General features: G+C 40.8%; 26 protein-coding genes. 25 read left to right on the top strand and 1 reads right to left on the bottom strand.

Annotated elements, in window-relative coordinates:
* Window positions 1-15 precede the first annotated feature (15 nt).
* Window positions 16-345 (bottom strand): helicase BlpT, encoded by a 330-nt coding sequence (locus tag HT689_RS06845; RefSeq protein ID WP_173219777.1) that lies wholly within the window; start codon window positions 343-345, stop codon window positions 16-18.
* A gap of 295 nt (window positions 346-640) precedes the next feature.
* Between HT689_RS06845 and HT689_RS06840 the strand changes: the two genes are divergently transcribed.
* The 25 genes from HT689_RS06840 to HT689_RS06720 all read left to right on the top strand — a co-directional run bounded on the left by HT689_RS06840 (window position 641) and on the right by HT689_RS06720 (window position 19,875).
* On the top strand, window positions 641-1,378 hold the full coding sequence (locus HT689_RS06840; protein WP_173226104.1) for a response regulator transcription factor: 738 nt from the start codon (window positions 641-643) through the stop codon (window positions 1,376-1,378).
* Between the two features lie 13 nt (window positions 1,379-1,391).
* Window positions 1,392-2,741 (top strand): sensor histidine kinase, encoded by a 1,350-nt coding sequence (locus tag HT689_RS06835; RefSeq protein WP_173226107.1) that lies wholly within the window; start codon window positions 1,392-1,394, stop codon window positions 2,739-2,741.
* Window positions 2,742-2,809: 68 nt separating this feature from the next.
* The gene (locus tag HT689_RS06830) at window positions 2,810-3,166 is read left to right on the top strand and encodes a hypothetical protein (RefSeq protein WP_049524265.1); all 357 of its coding nucleotides are present in this window, start codon (window positions 2,810-2,812) and stop codon (window positions 3,164-3,166) included.
* Between the two features lie 362 nt (window positions 3,167-3,528).
* The gene (locus HT689_RS06825; RefSeq protein WP_173226111.1) at window positions 3,529-3,933 is read left to right on the top strand and encodes an immunity protein; all 405 of its coding nucleotides are present in this window, start codon (window positions 3,529-3,531) and stop codon (window positions 3,931-3,933) included.
* A 58-nt stretch (window positions 3,934-3,991) separates the two neighbouring features.
* On the top strand, window positions 3,992-4,240 hold the full coding sequence (gene blpZ, locus HT689_RS06820; RefSeq protein WP_049524266.1) for an immunity protein BlpZ: 249 nt from the start codon (window positions 3,992-3,994) through the stop codon (window positions 4,238-4,240).
* A 30-nt stretch (window positions 4,241-4,270) separates the two neighbouring features.
* Window positions 4,271-4,882, top strand: a complete 612-nt coding sequence (locus HT689_RS06815) for a type II CAAX endopeptidase family protein (RefSeq protein ID WP_173226113.1) — start codon at window positions 4,271-4,273, stop codon at window positions 4,880-4,882.
* A 160-nt stretch (window positions 4,883-5,042) separates the two neighbouring features.
* A complete protein-coding gene (locus HT689_RS06810; RefSeq protein ID WP_000363006.1) occupies window positions 5,043-5,837 on the top strand; it encodes a phosphotransferase family protein in 795 nt (264 codons plus the stop codon).
* On the top strand, window positions 5,834-6,469 hold the full coding sequence (trmB, locus tag HT689_RS06805; protein ID WP_016399197.1) for a tRNA (guanosine(46)-N7)-methyltransferase TrmB: 636 nt from the start codon (window positions 5,834-5,836) through the stop codon (window positions 6,467-6,469). The genes HT689_RS06810 and trmB overlap by 4 nt, the downstream gene beginning before the upstream one ends.
* 126 nt (window positions 6,470-6,595) lie before the next feature.
* Window positions 6,596-7,075, top strand: a complete 480-nt coding sequence (gene rimP / locus HT689_RS06800) for a ribosome maturation factor RimP (RefSeq protein ID WP_001808916.1) — start codon at window positions 6,596-6,598, stop codon at window positions 7,073-7,075.
* Window positions 7,076-7,118: 43 nt separating this feature from the next.
* Entirely contained in the window at window positions 7,119-8,255 is a 1,137-nt protein-coding gene (nusA, locus tag HT689_RS06795; protein ID WP_173226115.1) for a transcription termination factor NusA, read from the top strand.
* Window positions 8,256-8,276: 21 nt separating this feature from the next.
* Window positions 8,277-8,570 carry a YlxR family protein gene (locus tag HT689_RS06790; protein WP_000857561.1) on the top strand — a complete coding sequence of 98 codons (294 nt, stop codon included), beginning with the start codon at window positions 8,277-8,279 and terminating at the stop codon, window positions 8,568-8,570.
* Window positions 8,563-8,862: a YlxQ-related RNA-binding protein gene (locus HT689_RS06785; RefSeq protein ID WP_172931527.1), complete on the top strand. Its 300-nt coding sequence runs from the start codon at window positions 8,563-8,565 to the stop codon at window positions 8,860-8,862. Before HT689_RS06790 ends, HT689_RS06785 begins: the two co-directional genes overlap by 8 nt.
* A 16-nt stretch (window positions 8,863-8,878) precedes the next feature.
* Window positions 8,879-11,764, top strand: coding sequence for a translation initiation factor IF-2 (infB, locus tag HT689_RS06780; RefSeq protein WP_173226117.1), 2,886 nt, complete (start codon window positions 8,879-8,881; stop codon window positions 11,762-11,764).
* A gap of 166 nt (window positions 11,765-11,930) precedes the next feature.
* Window positions 11,931-12,281: a 30S ribosome-binding factor RbfA gene (rbfA, locus tag HT689_RS06775; protein ID WP_001273601.1), complete on the top strand. Its 351-nt coding sequence runs from the start codon at window positions 11,931-11,933 to the stop codon at window positions 12,279-12,281.
* Window positions 12,282-12,452: 171 nt separating this feature from the next.
* Window positions 12,453-12,956 (top strand): hypothetical protein, encoded by a 504-nt coding sequence (locus tag HT689_RS06770; protein ID WP_173251402.1) that lies wholly within the window; start codon window positions 12,453-12,455, stop codon window positions 12,954-12,956.
* A gap of 20 nt (window positions 12,957-12,976) precedes the next feature.
* Entirely contained in the window at window positions 12,977-13,534 is a 558-nt protein-coding gene (locus HT689_RS06765) for a hypothetical protein (RefSeq protein ID WP_173226121.1), read from the top strand.
* Window positions 13,535-13,546: 12 nt separating this feature from the next.
* Window positions 13,547-14,656 carry an SPFH domain-containing protein gene (locus HT689_RS06760; RefSeq protein ID WP_173226123.1) on the top strand — a complete coding sequence of 370 codons (1,110 nt, stop codon included), beginning with the start codon at window positions 13,547-13,549 and terminating at the stop codon, window positions 14,654-14,656.
* Window positions 14,657-14,917: 261 nt separating this feature from the next.
* Complete coding sequence (locus HT689_RS06755) at window positions 14,918-15,697, top strand: hypothetical protein (RefSeq protein ID WP_173226125.1); 780 nt, start codon at window positions 14,918-14,920, stop codon at window positions 15,695-15,697.
* A 1-nt stretch (window position 15,698) separates the two neighbouring features.
* On the top strand, window positions 15,699-15,881 hold the full coding sequence (locus HT689_RS06750; RefSeq protein WP_173226127.1) for a hypothetical protein: 183 nt from the start codon (window positions 15,699-15,701) through the stop codon (window positions 15,879-15,881).
* A 265-nt stretch (window positions 15,882-16,146) separates the two neighbouring features.
* Window positions 16,147-16,380, top strand: a complete 234-nt coding sequence (locus HT689_RS06745) for a DUF1858 domain-containing protein (protein WP_173226129.1) — start codon at window positions 16,147-16,149, stop codon at window positions 16,378-16,380.
* Window positions 16,380-17,714 (top strand): DUF438 domain-containing protein, encoded by a 1,335-nt coding sequence (locus HT689_RS06740; protein ID WP_173280885.1) that lies wholly within the window; start codon window positions 16,380-16,382, stop codon window positions 17,712-17,714. The genes HT689_RS06745 and HT689_RS06740 overlap by 1 nt, the downstream gene beginning before the upstream one ends.
* Before the next feature lie 9 nt (window positions 17,715-17,723).
* Window positions 17,724-17,978: a DUF1912 family protein gene (locus tag HT689_RS06735; RefSeq protein ID WP_000119706.1), complete on the top strand. Its 255-nt coding sequence runs from the start codon at window positions 17,724-17,726 to the stop codon at window positions 17,976-17,978.
* A gap of 95 nt (window positions 17,979-18,073) precedes the next feature.
* The gene (locus tag HT689_RS06730) at window positions 18,074-18,469 is read left to right on the top strand and encodes a helix-hairpin-helix domain-containing protein (protein ID WP_000038635.1); all 396 of its coding nucleotides are present in this window, start codon (window positions 18,074-18,076) and stop codon (window positions 18,467-18,469) included.
* A 283-nt stretch (window positions 18,470-18,752) separates the two neighbouring features.
* A complete protein-coding gene (locus HT689_RS06725) occupies window positions 18,753-19,331 on the top strand; it encodes a flavin reductase family protein (protein WP_173226133.1) in 579 nt (192 codons plus the stop codon).
* Window positions 19,318-19,875 carry a GNAT family protein gene (locus tag HT689_RS06720; RefSeq protein ID WP_173226135.1) on the top strand — a complete coding sequence of 186 codons (558 nt, stop codon included), beginning with the start codon at window positions 19,318-19,320 and terminating at the stop codon, window positions 19,873-19,875. The genes HT689_RS06725 and HT689_RS06720 overlap by 14 nt, the downstream gene beginning before the upstream one ends.
* Window positions 19,876-19,901: the final 26 nt, after the last annotated feature.

The following is a 19,901-nucleotide window of genomic DNA, read 5'->3' as shown; positions in this document are numbered from 1 at the left end:
AGCTTCTTTTATTTTCTACAGGATAATGGTTGGTCCGTAGAGACTCAACTTGGTCTTGACTTGGTCAAAGTGGAAGCGGTCATAGGCCCGCCAAGCGGCGCGAGTTGGAGCATCTGGATTGAGAGCACTGAGTCCCATGAGAAGGCTGGAAGTCTGGTAAAATTTTTCCAGTTCAATCAAGACTCGATTATCCACTGTCTCAGACTTGGCTAGAAAACCAAGAATAGAGTTTAGCTGCTCCTGAAAGCGGACGTCGTCAGCGCTTGCCTGTTTGCATGCTTGGTAGGCTTTGTTTAAGTCAGTAATCAAAGTCTGAGCTCTTTTGATAGGGTCTGTATCTGTCATGAGAATTCCTCCTTTAATCTTGGTGCCAGTCTTGTTTCTAGCAACTGTGTTTTGATACTGTCAGTTTATCACTTTTATCTCCTTTTTCACCATCAAATCTTTAATTGTTCTTGAAATTTCCTGAATGGTACTGTTAAGATTTTATGATAAAATAGTGGTAAGATTATCATGCTTATTTGAGGAACAAGATACCTTTCAGGAGCGTTAAAGGCCTGTTTAGGATTGGGTGGGCTTGTATCATAGTATTTTTGCTATTCTATTTTTAGGAAGAAATCGAAACAAGGAGAGTAAGAAGATGAGAATATTTGTTTTAGAAGATGATTTTTCCCAACAGACTAGGATTGAAACGACGATTGAGAAACTCTTGAAGGAGCATCATATCACTCCCAGCTCTTTTGAAGTTTTTGGTAAGCCAGACCAGCTGCTGGCAGAGGTGCATGAGAAGGGAGCCCATCAGCTATTCTTTTTGGATATTGAGATTCGAAATGAGGAGATGAAGGGTCTGGAAGTGGCTAGAAAGATTCGGGATCGGGATCCTTATGCCCTGATTGTCTTTGTGACGACTCACTCGGAGTTTATGCCCCTGTCCTTTCGCTACCAAGTGTCTGCTTTGGACTATATTGATAAGGCCTTGTCAGCTGAGGAGTTTGAGTCTCGGATCGAGACAGCCCTCCTCTATGCCAATAGTCAAGATAGTAAGAGTCTGGCGGAAGATTGCTTTTACTTTAAATCAAAATTTGCCCAATTTCAGTATCCTTTTCAAGAGGTTTACTATCTCGAAACATCGCCCAGAGCCCATCGTGTTATTCTCTATACCAAGACAGACAGATTGGAATTTACAGCGAGTTTAGAGGAGGTTTTCAAGCAGGAACCCCGTCTCTTGCAGTGCCATCGCTCTTTTCTCATCAATCCTGCCAATGTAGTTCGTTTGGATAAGAAAGAAAAACTCCTTTTCTTTCCCAATGGGGGAAGCTGTATGATAGCGCGTTATAAGGTCAGGGAAGTATCTGAGGCTATCAATAACTTACATTGAGTGAGGTGCTGGAATGGAATTAGTTTGGAAGATAGTATATGTGTTTTTGATATCTGGATTGGAATTGTTTATATTTTTTAAGGTGGATGGAATTGTTCTAACTCTGGAGAGAGTTTTTAAGTCCTTTCTTTTTAAGCTACTTTTAGCAGTTGTTTTTGTAACGATTAGCTATATAGTAGGAAATACTTACCTATCTTATTTTATGGAACCCTTGTACGGCATTGGTTTATCTTTCTTATTGTTAAGAGGGCTTCCTAAAAAACTACTCTTCTTTTATGGTCTCTTTCCAATGATGTTGGTGAATCTTTTTTTCAGGGTAGTCTCCTATTTTGTGCTTCCATTTTTGGGGCAAGGGCATGTGTATGATGACCGCTCTTTTATTTGGTTATGTATAAAAATTTTCATTTGCTTTATTTCTCTAGCCTTTTTGAAATGGTTAGACTATGATTTTACTAGTTTGAGAAGGGAGATTCTCGATAAAGGTTTTCAAAAGTCCCTGACTAAGATTAACTGGATAATGGGGGCTTACTATCTAGTGATGCAAAGTCTGTCTTATTTTGAAAATGTACAAGGTATTCAATCAACGACTGTTCGCCATCTGATTCTAGTGTTTTACCTACTCTTTTTTATGGGGATTATCAAGAAGCTGGATACCTATTTGAAGGACAAACTCCATGAGAGACTGGACCAAGAACAGGCCTTGCGCTACAGAGATATGGAACGCTATAGTCGGCATATAGAGGAACTTTACAAGGAAGTACGGAGTTTTCGCCATGACTACACCAACCTCTTGACCAGTTTACGTCTGGGCATTGAAGAGGAGGATATGGAGCAGATAAAAGAGGTCTACGACTCTGTCTTAAAGGATTCTAGTGAAAAATTGCAGGACAATAAATATGACCTGGGCCGATTGGTGAATATTCGTGATAAAGCCCTCAAAAGTCTCCTAGCAGGAAAGTTTTTAAAAGCCAGAGATAAGAACATTGTCTTTAATGTAGAAGTTCCAGAGGAGATTCAGGTAGAGGGGATGAGTCTACTTGATTTTCTAACCATTGTGTCTATCCTTTGTGACAACGCTATTGAAGCCAGTGCAGAGGCTAGTCAACCTCATGTTTCAATCGCCTTTTTAAAAAATGGGGCACAGGAGACCTTTATCATCGAAAATGCCATCAAAGAAGAGGGTATAGACATTTCTGAGATTTTCTCCTTTGGAACCAGTTCTAAAGGGGAGGAGAGAGGAGTTGGTCTCTATACCGTTATGAAGATTGTGGCAAGTCATCCTAATACCAGTCTAAATACCACCTGCCAAAATCAAGTCTTTCGTCAGGTTTTAACAGTTCACTCGATGTCAGTTGATGATTAGAAGACTTGTGGAAAGAAGTACTGCCTGCAGTCATCAATTAAAATGCCATAGTATATGAGGTATCCTATATGAATAAGAAATCCTTTTTTATCATCTGTTCTACGTTGATCATAGCATCAAATCTTCTCATGATTTCCGTGGTGAACAAGGGAGAAGAAACAGGGGGCAACCTGTTTGTGATTGCTATAGCCTGTGTTTTGCTGCCAGCCTTTTTATATGCAGTTGAAAACAGACTTACTTCAATGGTAAGAGTAGAATCAATACTCCTGATTCAGTTGACAGTTATATCCCTACTCCGTCTTATCAACAGAATAGGGAGTACGCCTGAAATCCTCAACATTATCATTACCCTTATCGCTTTGGCAAGTGGGACAGCTGCTATCCTTATTGCGATTATGAGAATATATGAAAACATACGGAAGTAAGGCTGAATAGCTTTCGATTTTGTATTTTCACATTGTTAAGTTCCCCTAGGGCAAGTATGTTTTTCATGCTTGCTTTTTAAATTTTTTAACAATTCAAGATGTTTTGATGACCATTTATGATTTGAGTGATCCAAGGTCAAAATGAGTGCTATACTAACAGTGTAAAGGTTCTTACTCAACAAACATTCAGGAGGAAATCTTATGAAGAAAAAAATATTTGTCATTTTCATCTTGTATCTGATCATGTCCATCTTTCTATATCCGCTTAGGGAGAGTGCTTGGTATCAGCTATTTTATACCATAGCCTATGTGATTGCATTTATGATTTATTTTGCTTTAATGAAAAAGAAAGGAGCAAAGAAATGAAAGCTTTTCTTGCTAAAAAACGGAACATCTTCCTTACGAGATTGTTCCTAGGGCAGTTGCCCTTGCTTGTCTCCACTTATCTATTTCTATCTCGTCAGTTTTTAAATTTTTCCTTGGTCTTCCAATTTCTCTTAGTGGTTATTAACTTGGCTTCGATTTTGGTTACTGTTTACCTCACTAGGGAGATGAGGATAAGAGAGTTTGAAGATGATGATTTGGTTAGTCCTAGAACCAATCAACTTATGTTCATCGGTTTGACAGGCTTTATGTCTATTATCTGTTTGTATAGAGGTATAACAGCAGGAGAATTCTATCAACAATTAATTGCCTATATTGGCGCTATTCTCTGCTTGCTTATCATGCTTCTGCTCATTTGGGGCTTGAAGTATTATAAAAAGTAGAGGAAGAACTTTCTTCTTAATATGGAACTAGTCTATAGTCTGACAAGGGGAGGTCATCATGTATAAACACTTATTTTTCCTAGATTCCAAAACCTTAGACTGGTTGACACCTTATATTTTGGTCTTGGCTTCTGACACCATTGCTTTTAACGTTTTTGTGCTAACCTTTGTATCTGTGGTGGTCTTTTATTTCCTAAATCCCATGTTATCTTTAATGGCTATATTCTTAGGGGCTGGCTATGTGGTCGGGTTTTGGTTACTCAAATGGTTTGTTTTGGAAAGACTAGCACTAAAGGATGACGTGTAGAGAAGTTTGTTTCTTGAGGAGAATAATTTTATGGAGTTTTTTGATAAATTTCATGCCTTGTGCTTTGGATTTTTAGTACTACTAATCGTCATTACAGTTCCTTATACGATTAATCATGGGGATTTTTTTCAAAATGAATCTGCATTGATTATTGTAAGTCTTCTAGTAACCTCTCTGAGTGTTGCTTATGCTAGAAAGTTTGAAATGATTTCTTTTGGGATGTTAAGCAGGAAACAACTTTTACTTTTCATTGCAATCTTTCTTCTAAGTGTGCTTGAGACGCTGGTTTATATTCATTTCTTCGCTATTTCTTCTGGCGCAGGAGTTCAACACTTGGCGGAAGTCAGCAGAGGAATTTCCCTGTCTTTGATTTTGACTTCCTCAGTTTTTGGACCCATCCAGGAGGAACTCATTTTCAGAGGACTTCTTCAAGGTGCGGTTTTTGACAATTCTTGGTTAGGGCTTGTGCTAACTTCCTCACTCTTTTCGTTCATGCATGGTCCTTCTAATGTCCCTTCGTTTATTTTTTATCTACTTGGGGGCTTGTTACTGGGCTTTGCTTATAAAAAAAGCCAAAACCTATGGGTTTCTACTCTAGTCCATATGTTTTACAACAGTTTGCCACTCTTAACTTATTTCTAGAAATCATGAAAGGTAAGCAGAAGACGGTGCTTGCCTTTTTCTTTCTATAATGATACCCAAGCCAATCCAGAGGCTTTTCTTTGAGAATCGGGCGTGGAGCGGTTGACGAATAGACCAAAAACTAGTAGAATAGTAAGGAAACTTTATACGGAGGAAAGAAATGGATTTGGGTGATAATGAGCTAACACTGACTCCCATACCTGGGAAAAGTGGCAAGGCTTATATGGGTAGCTATCCTGATGGGAAGCGCATCTTTGTAAAAATGAACACCTCTCCAATCCTACCTGGTCTAGCTAGAGAACAAATTGCTCCACAATTATTATGGAGTCGCCGTTTGGCAGATGGGCGTGATATGTGTGCTCAAGAATGGTTGACAGGCAAGATATTGACCCCCTATGATATGAATCGTAAGCAAATCGTCAATATTTTAACCCGTCTTCATCGCTCACGTCCGTTGATGACACAGTTGAGTCGTTTGGGCTATGCCATGGAAACACCTGTAGATTTACTACAGTCTTGGCAAGAAACGGCTCCAGATGCTTTGCGTAAAAATCATTTTATCAGTGAAGTGATGGCTGATTTACGTCAGACTATTCCAGGATTTAGAGAGGACTATGCGACCATTGTCCATGGAGATGTACGACATAGTAATTGGATTGAGACAGATAGTGGCTTGATTTATTTGGTAGATTGGGATTCGGTTCGCTTGACCGACCGCATGTTTGATGTGGCCCATATGCTCTGCCATTATATTCCAGAACATCAGTGGAAGGAATGGTTGACCTACTACGGTTACAAGTACAATCAGACGGTATTAAGTAAATTGTATTGGTACGGTCAATTGTCTTACTTGAGCCAGATTTCCAAGTATTATATGAACCAAGATTTAGAAAATGTCAATCGGGAGATTCATGGCTTGCGTCACTTCCGAGACAAGTATGGAAAGAGAAGATGAGAGTTAGAAATCGTAAAGGGGCCACAGAATTACTAGAGGCAAATCCCCAGTATGTGATCCTCAATCCCCTAGAAGCTAAGGGAAAATGGCGGGACTTGTTTGGAAATGATAATCCCATTCATGTGGAAGTAGGAAGTGGAAAGGGTGCCTTTGTTTCAGGGATGGCAAAGCAAAACCCGGACATCAACTATATCGGGATTGACATTCAAAAGTCTGTTTTGAGCTACGCTTTGGACAAGGTGCTTGAAGTTGGAGTACCGAATATCAAGCTCTTGTGGGTAGATGGTTCTGACTTGACTGACTATTTTGAAGACGGTGAGATTGATCGCTTGTATCTGAACTTTTCAGATCCTTGGCCTAAAAAACGCCATGAAAAGCGTCGTTTGACCTACAAGACCTTCTTGGATACCTTCAAACGTATCTTGCCTGAAAATGGAGAAATTCATTTCAAGACGGATAACCGTGGCTTGTTTGAGTACAGCCTAGTGAGCTTTTCTCAGTATGGCATGAAGCTCAATGGTGTCTGGCTTGATTTACATGCCAGCGATTTTGAAGGCAATGTCATGACGGAATACGAGCAAAAATTCTCCAACAAGGGGCAAGTTATCTACCGAGTTGAGGCAGAATTTTAAGAAATAGCCTGAAATCAGGCTGTACAAGTGCTTTTGCTTTACATAAGTTAGCAAATGTGCTATACTAAGAGTAAGAATATGAGAAAGTGAGGCGGGGAAATATCTTCGCCTCTTGCTTATGAGGAGGTGGACGCAATCGCAACAATCGTAGAATTAGTCAGAGAAGTTGTAGAACCTGTCATAGAAGCTCCTTTCGAACTCGTGGATATCGAGTATGGAAAGATTGGCAGTGACATGATTCTCAGTATTTTTGTAGATAAACCTGAAGGAATTACCTTGAACGACACGGCAGACTTGACAGAAATGATCAGTCCTGTCCTAGACACCATCAAGCCAGATCCCTTCCCAGAACAATATTTCCTAGAAATCACCAGTCCAGGCTTGGAACGTCCTTTAAAAACCAAGGATGCCGTTGCTGGAGCGGTTGGGAAATACATCCATGTCGGGCTCTACCAAGCCATTGATAAGCAAAAGGTCTTTGAAGGAACCTTGTTGGCCTTTGAAGAGGATGAGTTGACTATGGAATATATGGACAAGACACGTAAGAAAACTGTCCAAATTCCATACAGTTTAGTATCAAAAGCACGTTTAGCAGTAAAATTATAGAAAAAGAAAGGATAGCTTTTGAGAATTCAAAAGTGAAGAAAACATGAGTAAAGAAATGCTAGAGGCCTTCCGCATTTTGGAAGAAGACAAGGGAATCAAAAAAGAAGACATCATCGACGCAGTAGTAGAGTCGCTTCGTTCCGCTTATCGCAGACGCTATGGTCAATCAGACAGTGTAGCTATTGACTTCAACGAAAAAACAGGTGACTTTACAGTTTATACTGTCCGTGAAGTAGTTGATGAAGTATTTGATAGCCGTTTGGAAATCAGCTTGAAAGATGCTCTTGCTATCAATTCAGCCTATGAGCTTGGTGATAAGATTAAGTTTGAAGAAGCGCCTGCTGAGTTTGGTCGTGTAGCAGCCCAATCTGCCAAACAAACCATCATGGAAAAAATGCGCAAGCAAACACGTGCCATCACTTACAATACTTACAAAGAACATGAGCAAGAAATCATGTCTGGTACAGTAGAACGCTTTGACAACCGCTTCATTTATGTCAACCTTGGCAGCATCGAAGCCCAATTGTCAAAACAAGACCAAATCCCTGGTGAAGTTTTTGCTTCTCATGATCGTATTGAAGTGTATGTCTACAAGGTTGAAGACAACCCTCGCGGTGTCAACGTCTTTGTTAGCCGTAGCCATCCAGAAATGATCAAACGCTTGATGGAGCAAGAAATTCCAGAAGTTTATGACGGAACTGTTGAAATCATGAGTGTGGCTCGTGAAGCTGGTGACCGTACGAAGGTTGCAGTTCGTAGCCATAATCCAAACGTAGACGCTATCGGTACAATCGTTGGACGCGGTGGTGCTAATATCAAGAAGATTACTAGCAAATTCCACCCAGCTCGTTACGATTCTAAAAATGACCGCATGGTACCAATCGAAGAAAATATCGATGTTATCGAGTGGGTAGCAGATCCAGCTGAATTTATCTACAATGCCATCGCTCCTGCTGAGGTTGACCAAGTTATCTTTGATGAAAACGACAGCAAACGTGCCTTGGTGGTTGTTCCTGATAACAAGCTTTCTCTTGCTATCGGTCGTCGTGGGCAAAACGTTCGCTTGGCAGCTCACTTGACTGGTTACCGTATCGATATCAAGTCTGCTAGCGAATTTGAAGCCATGGAAGAAGCTGGTTCGGTAGATTTGGAAGCAGAAAACGATACTGTAGAAGAATAAAAGCTGCTAGAGGAGGGAAAGATGAAAACGAGAAAAATCCCTTTGCGCAAGTCTGTTGTGTCTAATGAAGTGATTGATAAGCGAGATTTGCTCCGCATTGTCAAGAACAAGGAAGGACAAGTCTTTATCGATCCGACAGGCAAGGCTAATGGCCGCGGCGCTTATATCAAGCTAGACAATGCAGAAGCCCTAGAGGCGAAAAAGAAGAAGGTCTTTAACCGCAGCTTTAGCATGGAAGTGGATGAAAGCTTTTATGATGAGTTGATCGCTTATGTGGATCACAAAGTGAAAAGAAGAGAGTTAGGACTTGAATAAGCAAAAGATAAGCAATCTCTTGGGACTTGCTCAGCGAGCAGGGCGGATTATATCGGGTGAAGAATTGGTGGTCAAGGCTGTTCAAGACGGCAAGGCCAAGTTGGTCTTTCTAGCCCATGATGCTGGACCCAATCTGACCAAGAAGATTCAAGATAAAAGTCATTATTATCAAGTAGAAATTGTAACCGTGTTTTCAACACTGGAATTAAGCATAGCAGTCGGAAAATCGAGAAAGGTTTTGGCTGTAACAGATGCTGGATTTACAAAGAAAATGAGGTCTCTTATGGAATAGAAGAGGAGGACATGATTTGTCTAAGAAAAGATTGTACGAAATCGCAAAAGAGCTTGGAAAAGAAAGCAAAGAAGTTGTAGCGCGTGCAAAAGAGTTGGGCTTGGATGTGAAAAGCCACTCATCAAGTGTGGAAGAAGCTGTCGCTGCAAAAATCGCTGCCAGCTTTAAGCCTGCAGTTGCTCCGAAAGCAGAAGCAAAACCTGCAGAACAAAAATCAAGTGCAGAAAAGAAAGCCGAAAAATCTGAGCCAGCTAAACCAGCTGTAGCTAAGGAAGAGGCAAAACCTGCAGCCCCAAAAGCAAGTGCAGAAAAGAAAGTCGAAAAGTCTGAACCAGTAAAACCAGCTGTAGCCAAGGAAGAGGCAAAACCAGCTGAGCCAGTCGCTCCGAAAACAGAAAAAGTAGCGGCTAAACCGCAAAGTCGTAATTTCAAGGCTGAGCGTGAAGCACGTGCTAAAGAGCAGGCAGAGCGACGCAAGCAAAATAAGGGCAATAACCGTGACCAACAACAAAACGGAAACCGTCAGAAAAACGACGGCCGCAATGGTGGAAAACAAGGTCAAGGCAACCGCGATAATCGTCGCTTTAATGACCAAGCTAAGAAACAGCAAGGTCAGCAAAATCGTGGAAATGAGCGCCGTCAACAAGGGGACAAACGTCCAAATCAAGCGGCTCCACGTGTTGACTTTAAAGCCCGTGCAGCAGCCCTAAAAGCAGAGCAAAATGCAGAGTACGCACGTTCAAGCGAGGAACGCTTCAAGCAGTATCAGGCTGCTAAAGAAGCCTTGGCTCAAGCTAACAAACGTAAGGAACCAGAGGAAATCTTTGAAGAAGCTGCTAAGTTAGCTGAACAAGCGCAACAAGCACAGCAAGTTCAAGCAGTGGTTGAAGTCGTCCCTGAGAAAAAAGAACCTGCAGTGGATACACGTCGTAAAAAACAAGCTCGACCAGACAAAAATCGTGACGATTATGATCACGAAGAAGATGGTCCTAGAAAACAACAAAAGAATCGAAGTAGTCAAAATCAAGTGAGAAATCAAAAGAATAGTAACTGGAATAACAACAAAAAGAACAAAAAAGGCAATAATAAGAACAACCGTAATCAGACTCCAAAACCTGTTACAGAGCGTAAGTTCCATGAATTGCCAACAGAATTTGAATATACAGATGGTATGACCGTTGCGGAAATCGCAAAACGTATCAAACGTGAACCAGCTGAAATCGTTAAGAAACTTTTCATGATGGGTGTCATGGCCACACAAAACCAATCCTTGGATGGAGAAACTATCGAACTCCTCATGGTGGATTACGGTATCGAAGCCAAACAAAAGGTTGAAGTGGATAATGCCGATATCGAACGTTTCTTTGTCGAAGATGGTTATCTCAATGAAGATGAATTGGTTGAGCGTCCACCAGTTGTAACTATCATGGGACACGTTGACCACGGTAAAACAACACTCCTAGATACCCTTCGTAACTCTCGTGTTGCGACAGGTGAAGCAGGTGGTATCACTCAGCATATCGGTGCCTACCAAATCGTGGAAAATGGCAAGAAGATTACCTTCCTTGATACACCAGGACACGCGGCCTTTACATCGATGCGTGCGCGTGGTGCTTCTGTTACCGATATTACTATTTTGGTCGTAGCGGCAGATGACGGGGTTATGCCTCAGACAATTGAAGCTATCAACCACTCAAAAGCAGCGAATGTTCCAATTATTGTAGCCATCAACAAGATTGATAAACCAGGTGCCAACCCAGAACGCGTTATCGGTGAATTGGCAGAGCATGGAGTTATGTCAACTGCTTGGGGTGGAGATTCTGAATTTGTTGAAATCTCAGCTAAATTCAACCAAAACATCGAAGAATTGTTGGAAACAGTCCTTCTTGTGGCTGAAATCCAAGAACTCAAAGCAGACCCAACAGTTCGTGCGATCGGTACAGTTATCGAAGCACGCTTGGATAAAGGAAAAGGTGCGGTCGCAACCCTTCTTGTTCAACAAGGTACCTTGAATGTTCAAGACCCAATCGTTGTCGGAAATACCTTCGGTCGTGTCCGTGCCATGACCAATGACCTTGGTCGTCGTGTTAAGGTTGCAGGGCCATCAACACCAGTTTCAATTACAGGTTTGAACGAAGCGCCAATGGCAGGTGACCACTTTGCTGTTTACGAGGATGAAAAATCTGCGCGTGCAGCCGGTGAAGAGCGTGCCAAACGTGCCCTCATGAAACAACGTCAAGCTACCCAACGTGTCAGCCTTGAAAACCTCTTTGATACGCTTAAAGCTGGTGAACTCAAGTCTGTTAACGTTATCATCAAGGCTGATGTACAAGGTTCTGTTGAAGCCCTTTCTGCCTCACTTCAAAAGATCGACGTGGAAGGTGTCAAAGTGACCATCGTCCACTCAGCTGTTGGTGCCATCAATGAATCTGACGTGACCCTTGCTGAAGCTTCAAATGCCTTTATCGTTGGTTTCAACGTACGCCCTACACCACAAGCTCGTCAACAAGCAGAAGCTGACGATGTGGAAATCCGTCTCCACAGCATTATCTATAAGGTTATCGAAGAGATGGAAGAAGCCATGAAAGGGATGCTTGATCCAGAATTTGAAGAAAAAGTTATCGGTGAAGCAGTTATTCGTGAAACCTTCAAGGTATCTAAAGTGGGAACCATCGGTGGATTCATGGTTATCAACGGTAAGGTTACCCGTGACTCTAAAGTCCGTGTTATCCGTGACGGTGTCGTTATCTATGACGGTGAACTTGCTAGCTTGAAACACTACAAAGACGACGTCAAAGAAGTTACAAACGGTCGTGAAGGTGGATTGATGATTGACGGCTACAATGATATCAAGATGGATGATGTGATTGAGGCGTACGTCATGGAAGAAATCAAGAGATAATAGAGAAACGATAGCCGATTTGACTCGTCGTCAACAGCGCCTTGATGAACCCTCAGTTCTATCTAAGGCTTGTTTCCTAGATTCAAATGGCTCTAGTTCCTCTATCTAATAAAAATAGCTAGGTCTGCTGGCCTAGCTTTTGGTTCAAAGTAGAGAAAGGAATATCATGGCAAATCATTTCCGTACGGATCGTGTGGGCATGGAAATCAAGCGTGAAGTCAATGAGATTTTGCAAAAGAAAGTCCGTGATCCGCGTGTCCAAGGCGTGACCATCACAGATGTTCAGATGCTGGGGGACTTGTCTGTTGCCAAGGTTTACTACACCATTTTGAGTAACCTTGCTTCGGATAATCAAAAAGCTCAAATCGGGCTTGAAAAAGCAACTGGTACCATCAAACGTGAACTTGGTCGCAATTTGAAATTGTACAAAATCCCAGATTTGACCTTCGTCAAAGACGAGTCCATCGAGTATGGAAACAAGATTGACGAGATGCTACGCAATCTGGATAAGAACTAAAGAAGAGGGGAGACCCTCTTTTTTGGTGGGGGAAAATAGGTGGAATTTGAAATGGAAAAATATTCTTTTAAAAAAGGGATTCTGTATTTTTTAATGTTATCTAATCAGAAAATGCTTTTTTTTTTAGGAAATATGATATGATGATTTCATAAATAAAAGGAGATTCTATCAATGAATAACATAAAAAAAGTTTGTCGTTTAGCTTTGCTATGTCTTTCCGTTTCTACTCTAGTTGCTTGTAGTTCTCTTTCTGAAAAAACAAGTAGCTCTTCTAGTGAGAATCAAACAGAAGCTTCATCTAGTAGTTCTGAGAAGAAAGGGTTGTTTGCTAAAGCAAAAGAAAAACTCAGTTCAAGCGATTTTAACCCACAAGATGTTAGCGATACGACAATTGAGTCTATAAAAACCTATGAAGATTACTTGATTATGAATGAGAAAATAATCGATAATTACTATACAGAAGCAGATGAAGCCTTTAAAGGGACTGTTTTAGAAGATAGTGCTGCTATCCAAGAACTAAAAGATAGCACTAAAAAAGAGATGGAAGATTTGAAAAAACAATATGGTCCACTAAAGAAAGCACCGATTCAAGGGAAAGAAGAAGTGATTAAGATTTTAAAAGATTATCGTGATAATCTACATGAACAAGTGGAGCAGTGGAAAGCTAGTCTTTAATAGGAAGAGTGGAGTTCAATATGGATTATCAATTATTGCCACATGAATACATGGTTATGAATAGTGACCATGTGAGTTTTGGGAAAAATGGTTTGTCTACAGATGAATTAATTTTAACGAATCTACACTTAATATATATCAAAAAAGGTTTGTGGGGAGGAAAAAAAGACCAAGTTACCATACCCATTAACCAGATTAAAATTTTTGAAGGGAAACCTCAAGTTTCAGTAACCAAAACCAATGGTGTGAAACGGCTGGAAATTTATTATAATGGCGGACAAGCTATCTTTGCATTTAATAATACTAAGGATACTGACAAGTGGGCTAGAAACATTATTAAATTGATTTCAGGTGATACAAGTAATTTTGAAACCTTGAGAGATAGTAGCTTGTTTGGAGCAGATGTTTTAGCAGAAACATTTAAGGATACATTTGACACTTTTAAAGCAGGGCTTGGGATTAAGGGTGCAGAGCCAGAAAAGATTTCAACCAAGTGTAGCTTTTGTGGAGCACCTTTGTCAGGTCAAGTGAAGCAAACAGTTAGATGTGCCTATTGTGATATGGAGCAGAGTTTATAAGGGGGCAATTAAATGGGGTTGATAAAAGCCATCACAGATTCTATTGGTGGGACATTTGCAGATCAGTGGAAAGAAATTATCACAGTTCAAGCTTTTGATGAACATACAGCTGTAAGTCCAGGTATTATTCAAGAAAATAATAATGGTAGGGGTGTCAATACGAAGGGATCTGTCGGTGTTATTTCCAACGGATCCAAGATTTTTATTCCAGAAAATACTGCTGCCTTTATCTTTAGTCAGTCTGGTATCGAGGAAATTATTACAGAACCAGGTGGATATGAATACCAAAATGGTGAGAGCAGTGTTTTTAACGGTGATGGATTGAAAAAGTCACTGTTTGACAATGTTGTTAATCGTGTTGGATTCGGGGGTCAAAGTGATCAGCAAAAACAGATTTGTTTTGTTAATTTGAGAGAAATTCGTGATATTAAATTTGGGACTCGCGGTCCAGTCATGTATAATGATTTGTTTTATGGGACAGATTTAGAAGTACGTGCTTTTGGAACATTTTCTATCCAAATTACAGATGCTAAGCAATTTATCAGAAACTTTCTTCCTGCCAATGTGACTTATTATACCTTTGATAGCGCTCAAGCTAGATCACAAATAGTAACAGAATTTCTTCAATCTTTTATTGTTGCACTTAATTCTTTGTCAACAACTTATCGTATTTCACAATTACCCTCACAAGCTTCAGTTCTTGCAACCCAAGTATCAAATGATGGACAGTATGCAGGGACTTGGAAAGAACGTTTTGGATTTGAGATTGTAAAAGTTGCCATTGCTAATATTGAGTTCTCACCAGAATCTAAGGAATTGGTTAAACAATTTTCATCAAATAAGATGAATTTAAAAGCTTATGATGATGTATCGCAGAAATCTTCTAATATTGCAGCACAACAAAAAATTTCATCAGGAGTGGAGCAACATGGTCTAGGTGATAGTGCAGGGATGATTTTTGGTATGAATATGGCACAAGGTTTAGATGAAAAAGCCATGAAACCAAGTCTATCATTAGATGAGCAAATCGAAGCCCTTACAAAACTAAAATCTCTTTTAGATGCAGGGATACTATCCCAGGAAGAATTTGATCGAAAGAAAAAAGAAATTATGGATTTATAAGATGAAGCTCGAAAGTTCATAGTTAGTGTGTATTCAAGGAACATTTTAGGTGAAACAATAATAGACTATCGTTCACAGATAGAATATCATGTTGTAAAGGTAGAAGTTGAATATTCGAGCTGCCTCTACAAAGACTATTAAAAATCTTTAACAAATAAGTTGCTAAGGATTTTTTGAAAATTTTTGAGGGGAATTTGAAACATACTTTAAAAGAGTATGCTATCGTAGAATATAACTTACAGAAGTAAAAGGAGTTTGTATATGGCTGAACAAGAGTTAGCTATGCAAGTATTACAACAAGTGGTAAAACTACCAGTTGTTAAGGTTGATCGTTCGAAATTTTTAGTAGATAAGTTTTCCAAAGAATTGGATCCACAGGACATCCCTACCTTATTAGAACAAGGTCCAACGTCTCTCTTATCTCAAGAAATCTTAGATCGAGTGGCTAATGCCTGTATTAGGGATAATGTTTTATTGGCGAGTGGAACTTCTGTTTTGGCAGGATTACCTGGAGGGATTGCTATGGCGATTACTATTCCAGCTGATGTGGCTCAATTTTATGGTTTCTCTCTGAAATTGGCTCAAGAATTAGGTTATATTTATGGTTATGAGGATCTTTGGGCTTCACGCGAGGAGTTGAGTGAAGATGCTCAAAATACCCTCTTGCTTTATCTAGGCGTCATGTTGGGGGTGAATGGAACCGCTGCTTTGCTACGTGCTGGTGGTATAACAATTGCCAAACAGGTAATGAAAACAGTGCCTAATAAAGCTTTAACAAAAACGCTTTGGTACCCTATTTTGAAAAAAGTCTTAAAAATATTTGGTGTGAATCTGACCAAGGGAGGGCTGGCCAAAGGAATGGGGAAATTCATACCTATCTTGGGAGGTATCATTTCAGGTGGTTTAACCTTTGCAACTATGAAACCAATGGGGGAAAGCTTGCAGAAAGAATTATCCAAGCTAGTCAACTATAGTGAAGTTCAATATCAAGAAGATGTTGAAACAATCCGAAAAGAGGCTGAAATCCTCGAAGGAGAGTAATATGGGACTCATAAAAATTCTAGCTAAAACTTATGGGAATTACTTTTTGACCGTGCAAGGTGTGAAAGTAATGAGAACGATAAAGAAAGATGACCATGTCGTTGTCGGTCTAGGTAAACTTTTTATTGCAGATAAGTTAATGGATACGGCTCGGTGGCTCATTAAGCCAGAGGAGAAAGAATGAAATTTTTCTGGGCAATTCTTGCCATTCTTTTTATTAAACCGATTATTGGGATTTTGAAATTCTTTTGGATGATCATCTCTTTTGCAGTCCAATTATTGTTTTACAAGATAGTATTTAAGATATTGGATTGGCTCTTTAAACTTATCTAGATGGTAATCCAAGTTGCAGAGAACTAGCAGGAACTACACTGCTAGTTTTTTAATCTCTTTCCATATGGTATAATATAAGCAGTAAAATCATTTTAGAACATACAATGGAGGTCGTCATGGACAATATCATCGATGTGTCAATTCCCGTTGCAGAAGTGGTGGACAAGCATCCAGAAGTCTTGGAAATTCTAGTGGAGCTGGGTTTTAAACCCCTTGCCAATCCCTTAATGCGCAATACAGTTGGTCGCAAAGTATCGCTTAAGCAGGGGTCTAAGCTGGAAGGAACTCCTATGGACCAGATTGTCCGCACGCTGGAAGCAAACGGCTACGAAGTGATTGGATTAGACTAATGGCAGATGAACGGATTCATGTCCTGCGGGATATTTTGTTAGAATTGCACAATGGTGTCTCTCCTGAGTCGGTTCAGGAGCGTTTTGATGCGACCTTTGCGGGTGTCTCAGCCATAGAGATTTCCCTCATGGAGCACGAGCTGATGAACTCGGACTCGGGCGTCACATTTGAAGATGTCATGGAACTCTGTGATGTCCATGCTAATCTTTTTAAAAATGCTATTAAAGGTGTCGAAGTAGAGGATACCGAGCATCCAGGTCACCCAGTTCGGGTATTTAAGGAAGAAAATCTGGCCCTCCGTGCGGCCTTGATTCGCATTCGTAGATTGTTAGATACTTATGAATCTATGGAAGACGAGGAAATGCTGGCGGAGATGCGCAAGGGCTTGGTGCGTCAGATGGGACTTGTAGGTCAATTTGACATCCACTACCAGCGCAAGGAAGAGCTCTTTTTCCCCATCATGGAGCGCTATGGTCACGATTCACCTCCTAAAGTTATGTGGGGAGTGGATGACCAGATTAGGGAACTCTTTCAAACAGCTTTAGCGACAGCCAAGTCACTACCAGAAGTGCCGATTAGCACCGTAAAGGAAGATTTTGAAGCCTTTGCGACAGAGTTTGAAAGTATGATTTTCAAGGAAGAGTCCATCCTTCTTATGATTCTCCTTGAATCCTTTACTCAGGATGATTGGCTTCAGATTGCAGAGGAGAGCGACGCCTATGGCTATGCTATTATCCGTCCGTCTGAGAAATGGGTGCCAGAACGCCAGATTTTTGTTGAGGAAAAGAGTGAAGAGGAGCCTGTACAGCTAGATACGGCAGAGGGTCAAGTTCAACAAGTTATCGATACGCCAGAAGGGCAGTTGACCATTACCTTTACCCCTAAGGAAAAGGAAGCAGTGCTGGACCGCCATAGTCAACAGGCTTTTGGCAATGGCTATCTCTCGGTCGAGCAGGCCAACCTCATCCTCAATCACCTCCCCATGGAAATTACCTTTGTCAATAAAGACGATATTTTCCAGTATTACAATGACAATACGCCAGCTGATGAGATGATTTTCAAACGGACCCCGTCCCAAGTTGGGCGCAATGTCGAACTCTGCCATCCGCCTAAGTATTTGGACAAGGTCAAGACTATCATGAAGGGTCTTCGTGAGGGAAGCAAAGACAAGTATGAAATGTGGTTCAAGTCTGAGTCACGATGCAAATTTGTCCACATCACCTACGCAGCAGTGCACGATGAAGAGGGAGAATTCCAAGGTGTGCTGGAATACGTTCAGGATATTCAACCCTACCGTGAGATTGACACAGACTATTTTCGTGGATTAGAATAAGGAGAAAAAATGAGTTACGAACAAGAGTTTATGAAGGAATTTGAAGCTTGGGTCAATACCCAAATCATGATCAACGACATGGCGCACAAGGAAAGCCAAAAAGTCTACGAAGAAGACCAAGACGAGCGTGCCAAAGATGCCATGATTCGCTACGAAAGCCGCTTGGATGCTTATCAGTTCTTGCTCGGTAAGTTTGAAAACTTCAAAGCAGGCAAGGGATTCCATGATTTGCCAGATGGATTGTTTGGTGAGCGAAATTATTAAACGAGATAGATTCTTGATTTTTTACTAAAATCTTGATAGAATATTTATATTAAATCCTTGTCAGAGCAGGGATTTTTTATTGAAAGGATTTTATCATGTCAAAGAAACTCAATCGTAAAAAACAATTACGAAATAGCCTCCGTCGTGCAGGTGCTTTTTCAAGTACTGTGACTAAGGTTGTAGAAGAGACAAAAAAAGTCGTAAAACGTGCAGAACAGTCAGCAAGCCAAGCTGGTAAGGCTGTTTCTAAAAAAGTTGAACAAGCAGTAGAAGCTACCAAAGAGCAAGCTCAAAAAGTAGCCAATTCTGTAGAAGATTTTGCAGCAAACTTGGGTGGACTCCCACTTGATCGTGCTAAGACTTTCTATGATGAAGGCATCAAGTCTGCGTCAGATTTTAAAAACTGGACTGAAAAAGAACTCCTTGCCTTGAAAGGAATCGGCCCAGCTACCATCAAGAAATTGAAGGAAAATGGCATCAAGTTCAAGTAATCTTTCTTGTGCCTTGCATTTCCATCAAAATCTTGCTACAATAGAGCCATTAGAGGTGTTTTGAATCCCACATTTTACAGAAAGTGGCGGTGCTGAGAAGTCCACAAATGTGTCAAAACTAGTTGCTAATGGATGAAAAATTGAAATAAAAGTGTCTTTTTGTTTTAAAGACGAGAGTTGCGGGCAACTGCCCGAAATTGGGTGGTACCGCGGATAAATACATTCGTCCCTGTCATGTAGATGGCAGGGCTTTTCTTTTGCGTCTTAGTCAAAGGAGGTTGTTATGAAGCAATCTTTTAAAACAAGTAAACTCTACTATGGCTTTCCTATCTTCATTTTGGGATATCAGGATCAGAATTTTGGACACAATATTACGACCTGTAGCTCCTCTTATAGCTTGGGAGATTGGCTAGTCATTGGTGTCGGAGCTGAGGAAAATGCGGCTGAGCAAATCAAGCATTACCAGAAGTTTACTGTGAATATTCCTGATGAAAATCTCATGCTCGAGATGGAGCAGGCTGGTTTTATCAGTCATCGGGAGAAATTGAAACACCTGGGGCTAGACTACGAGATTTCTGAACGGACTCAGGCACCGATTTTAGAGGCCTGTTCAGTCGTATTGGACTGTCAGGTAGATCGGATTATTGAGGAAGATGGTATTTGCCACATTTTTGCTAAGATTCTTGACCGACTGGCTAATCCTGAACTCTTGGATGAAAAGGGACATTTTAAAAATGACCGTTTTGCGCCGACTTACTTTATGGGGGACGGCCATCAGCGTGTTTATCGTTATCTAGATAGCCGAGTCAATCCCATGGGAAGCTTTATCAAGAAAGCGAGGAAGAAGGATGGCAAGAACTGAATTACCAGAACGATTAGAAACCGAACGACTCGTCCTACGAGTTCGTACAGTGGCAGATGCTGAGGATATCCATACCTACGCTAGTCTCCCAGAGGTCGCCTATCCAGCAGGCTTTCCTCCAGTCAAAACCTTGGAAGATGAGGTTTACTATCTAGAGCATATCCTTCCCGAACGCAATCAAAAGGAAAACCTCCCAGCAGGCTATGGGATTGTCGTCAAAGGAACCGATAAAGTCATTGGTTCTGTTGATTTCAACCATCGCCATGGGGACGATGTGCTAGAGCTTGGCTATACCCTGCACCCAGACTATTGGGGTCGTGGTTATGTGCCAGAAGCAGCGCGAGCCTTGATTGACTTAGCTTTTAAAGATTTGGGTCTTCACAAGATTGAACTCTCTTGCTTTGGTTACAATACCCAAAGTCAACGAGTCGCAGAGAAACTTGTCTTTACTCTGGAAGCTCGCATCCGAGACCGCAAAGATGCCCAAGGGAACCGTTGTGACAGTCTGATATATGGCTTGCTGAGTAGTGAGTGGGGGACATAAAACAACCATTAGATGAGAGAGAATAA

Origin of the sequence: Streptococcus sp. 2342 (assembly GCF_013276795.1) — a bacterium.
GTDB lineage: Bacteria > Bacillota > Bacilli > Lactobacillales > Streptococcaceae > Streptococcus.
This window is presented reverse-complemented; position numbering and strand designations above follow the sequence as displayed.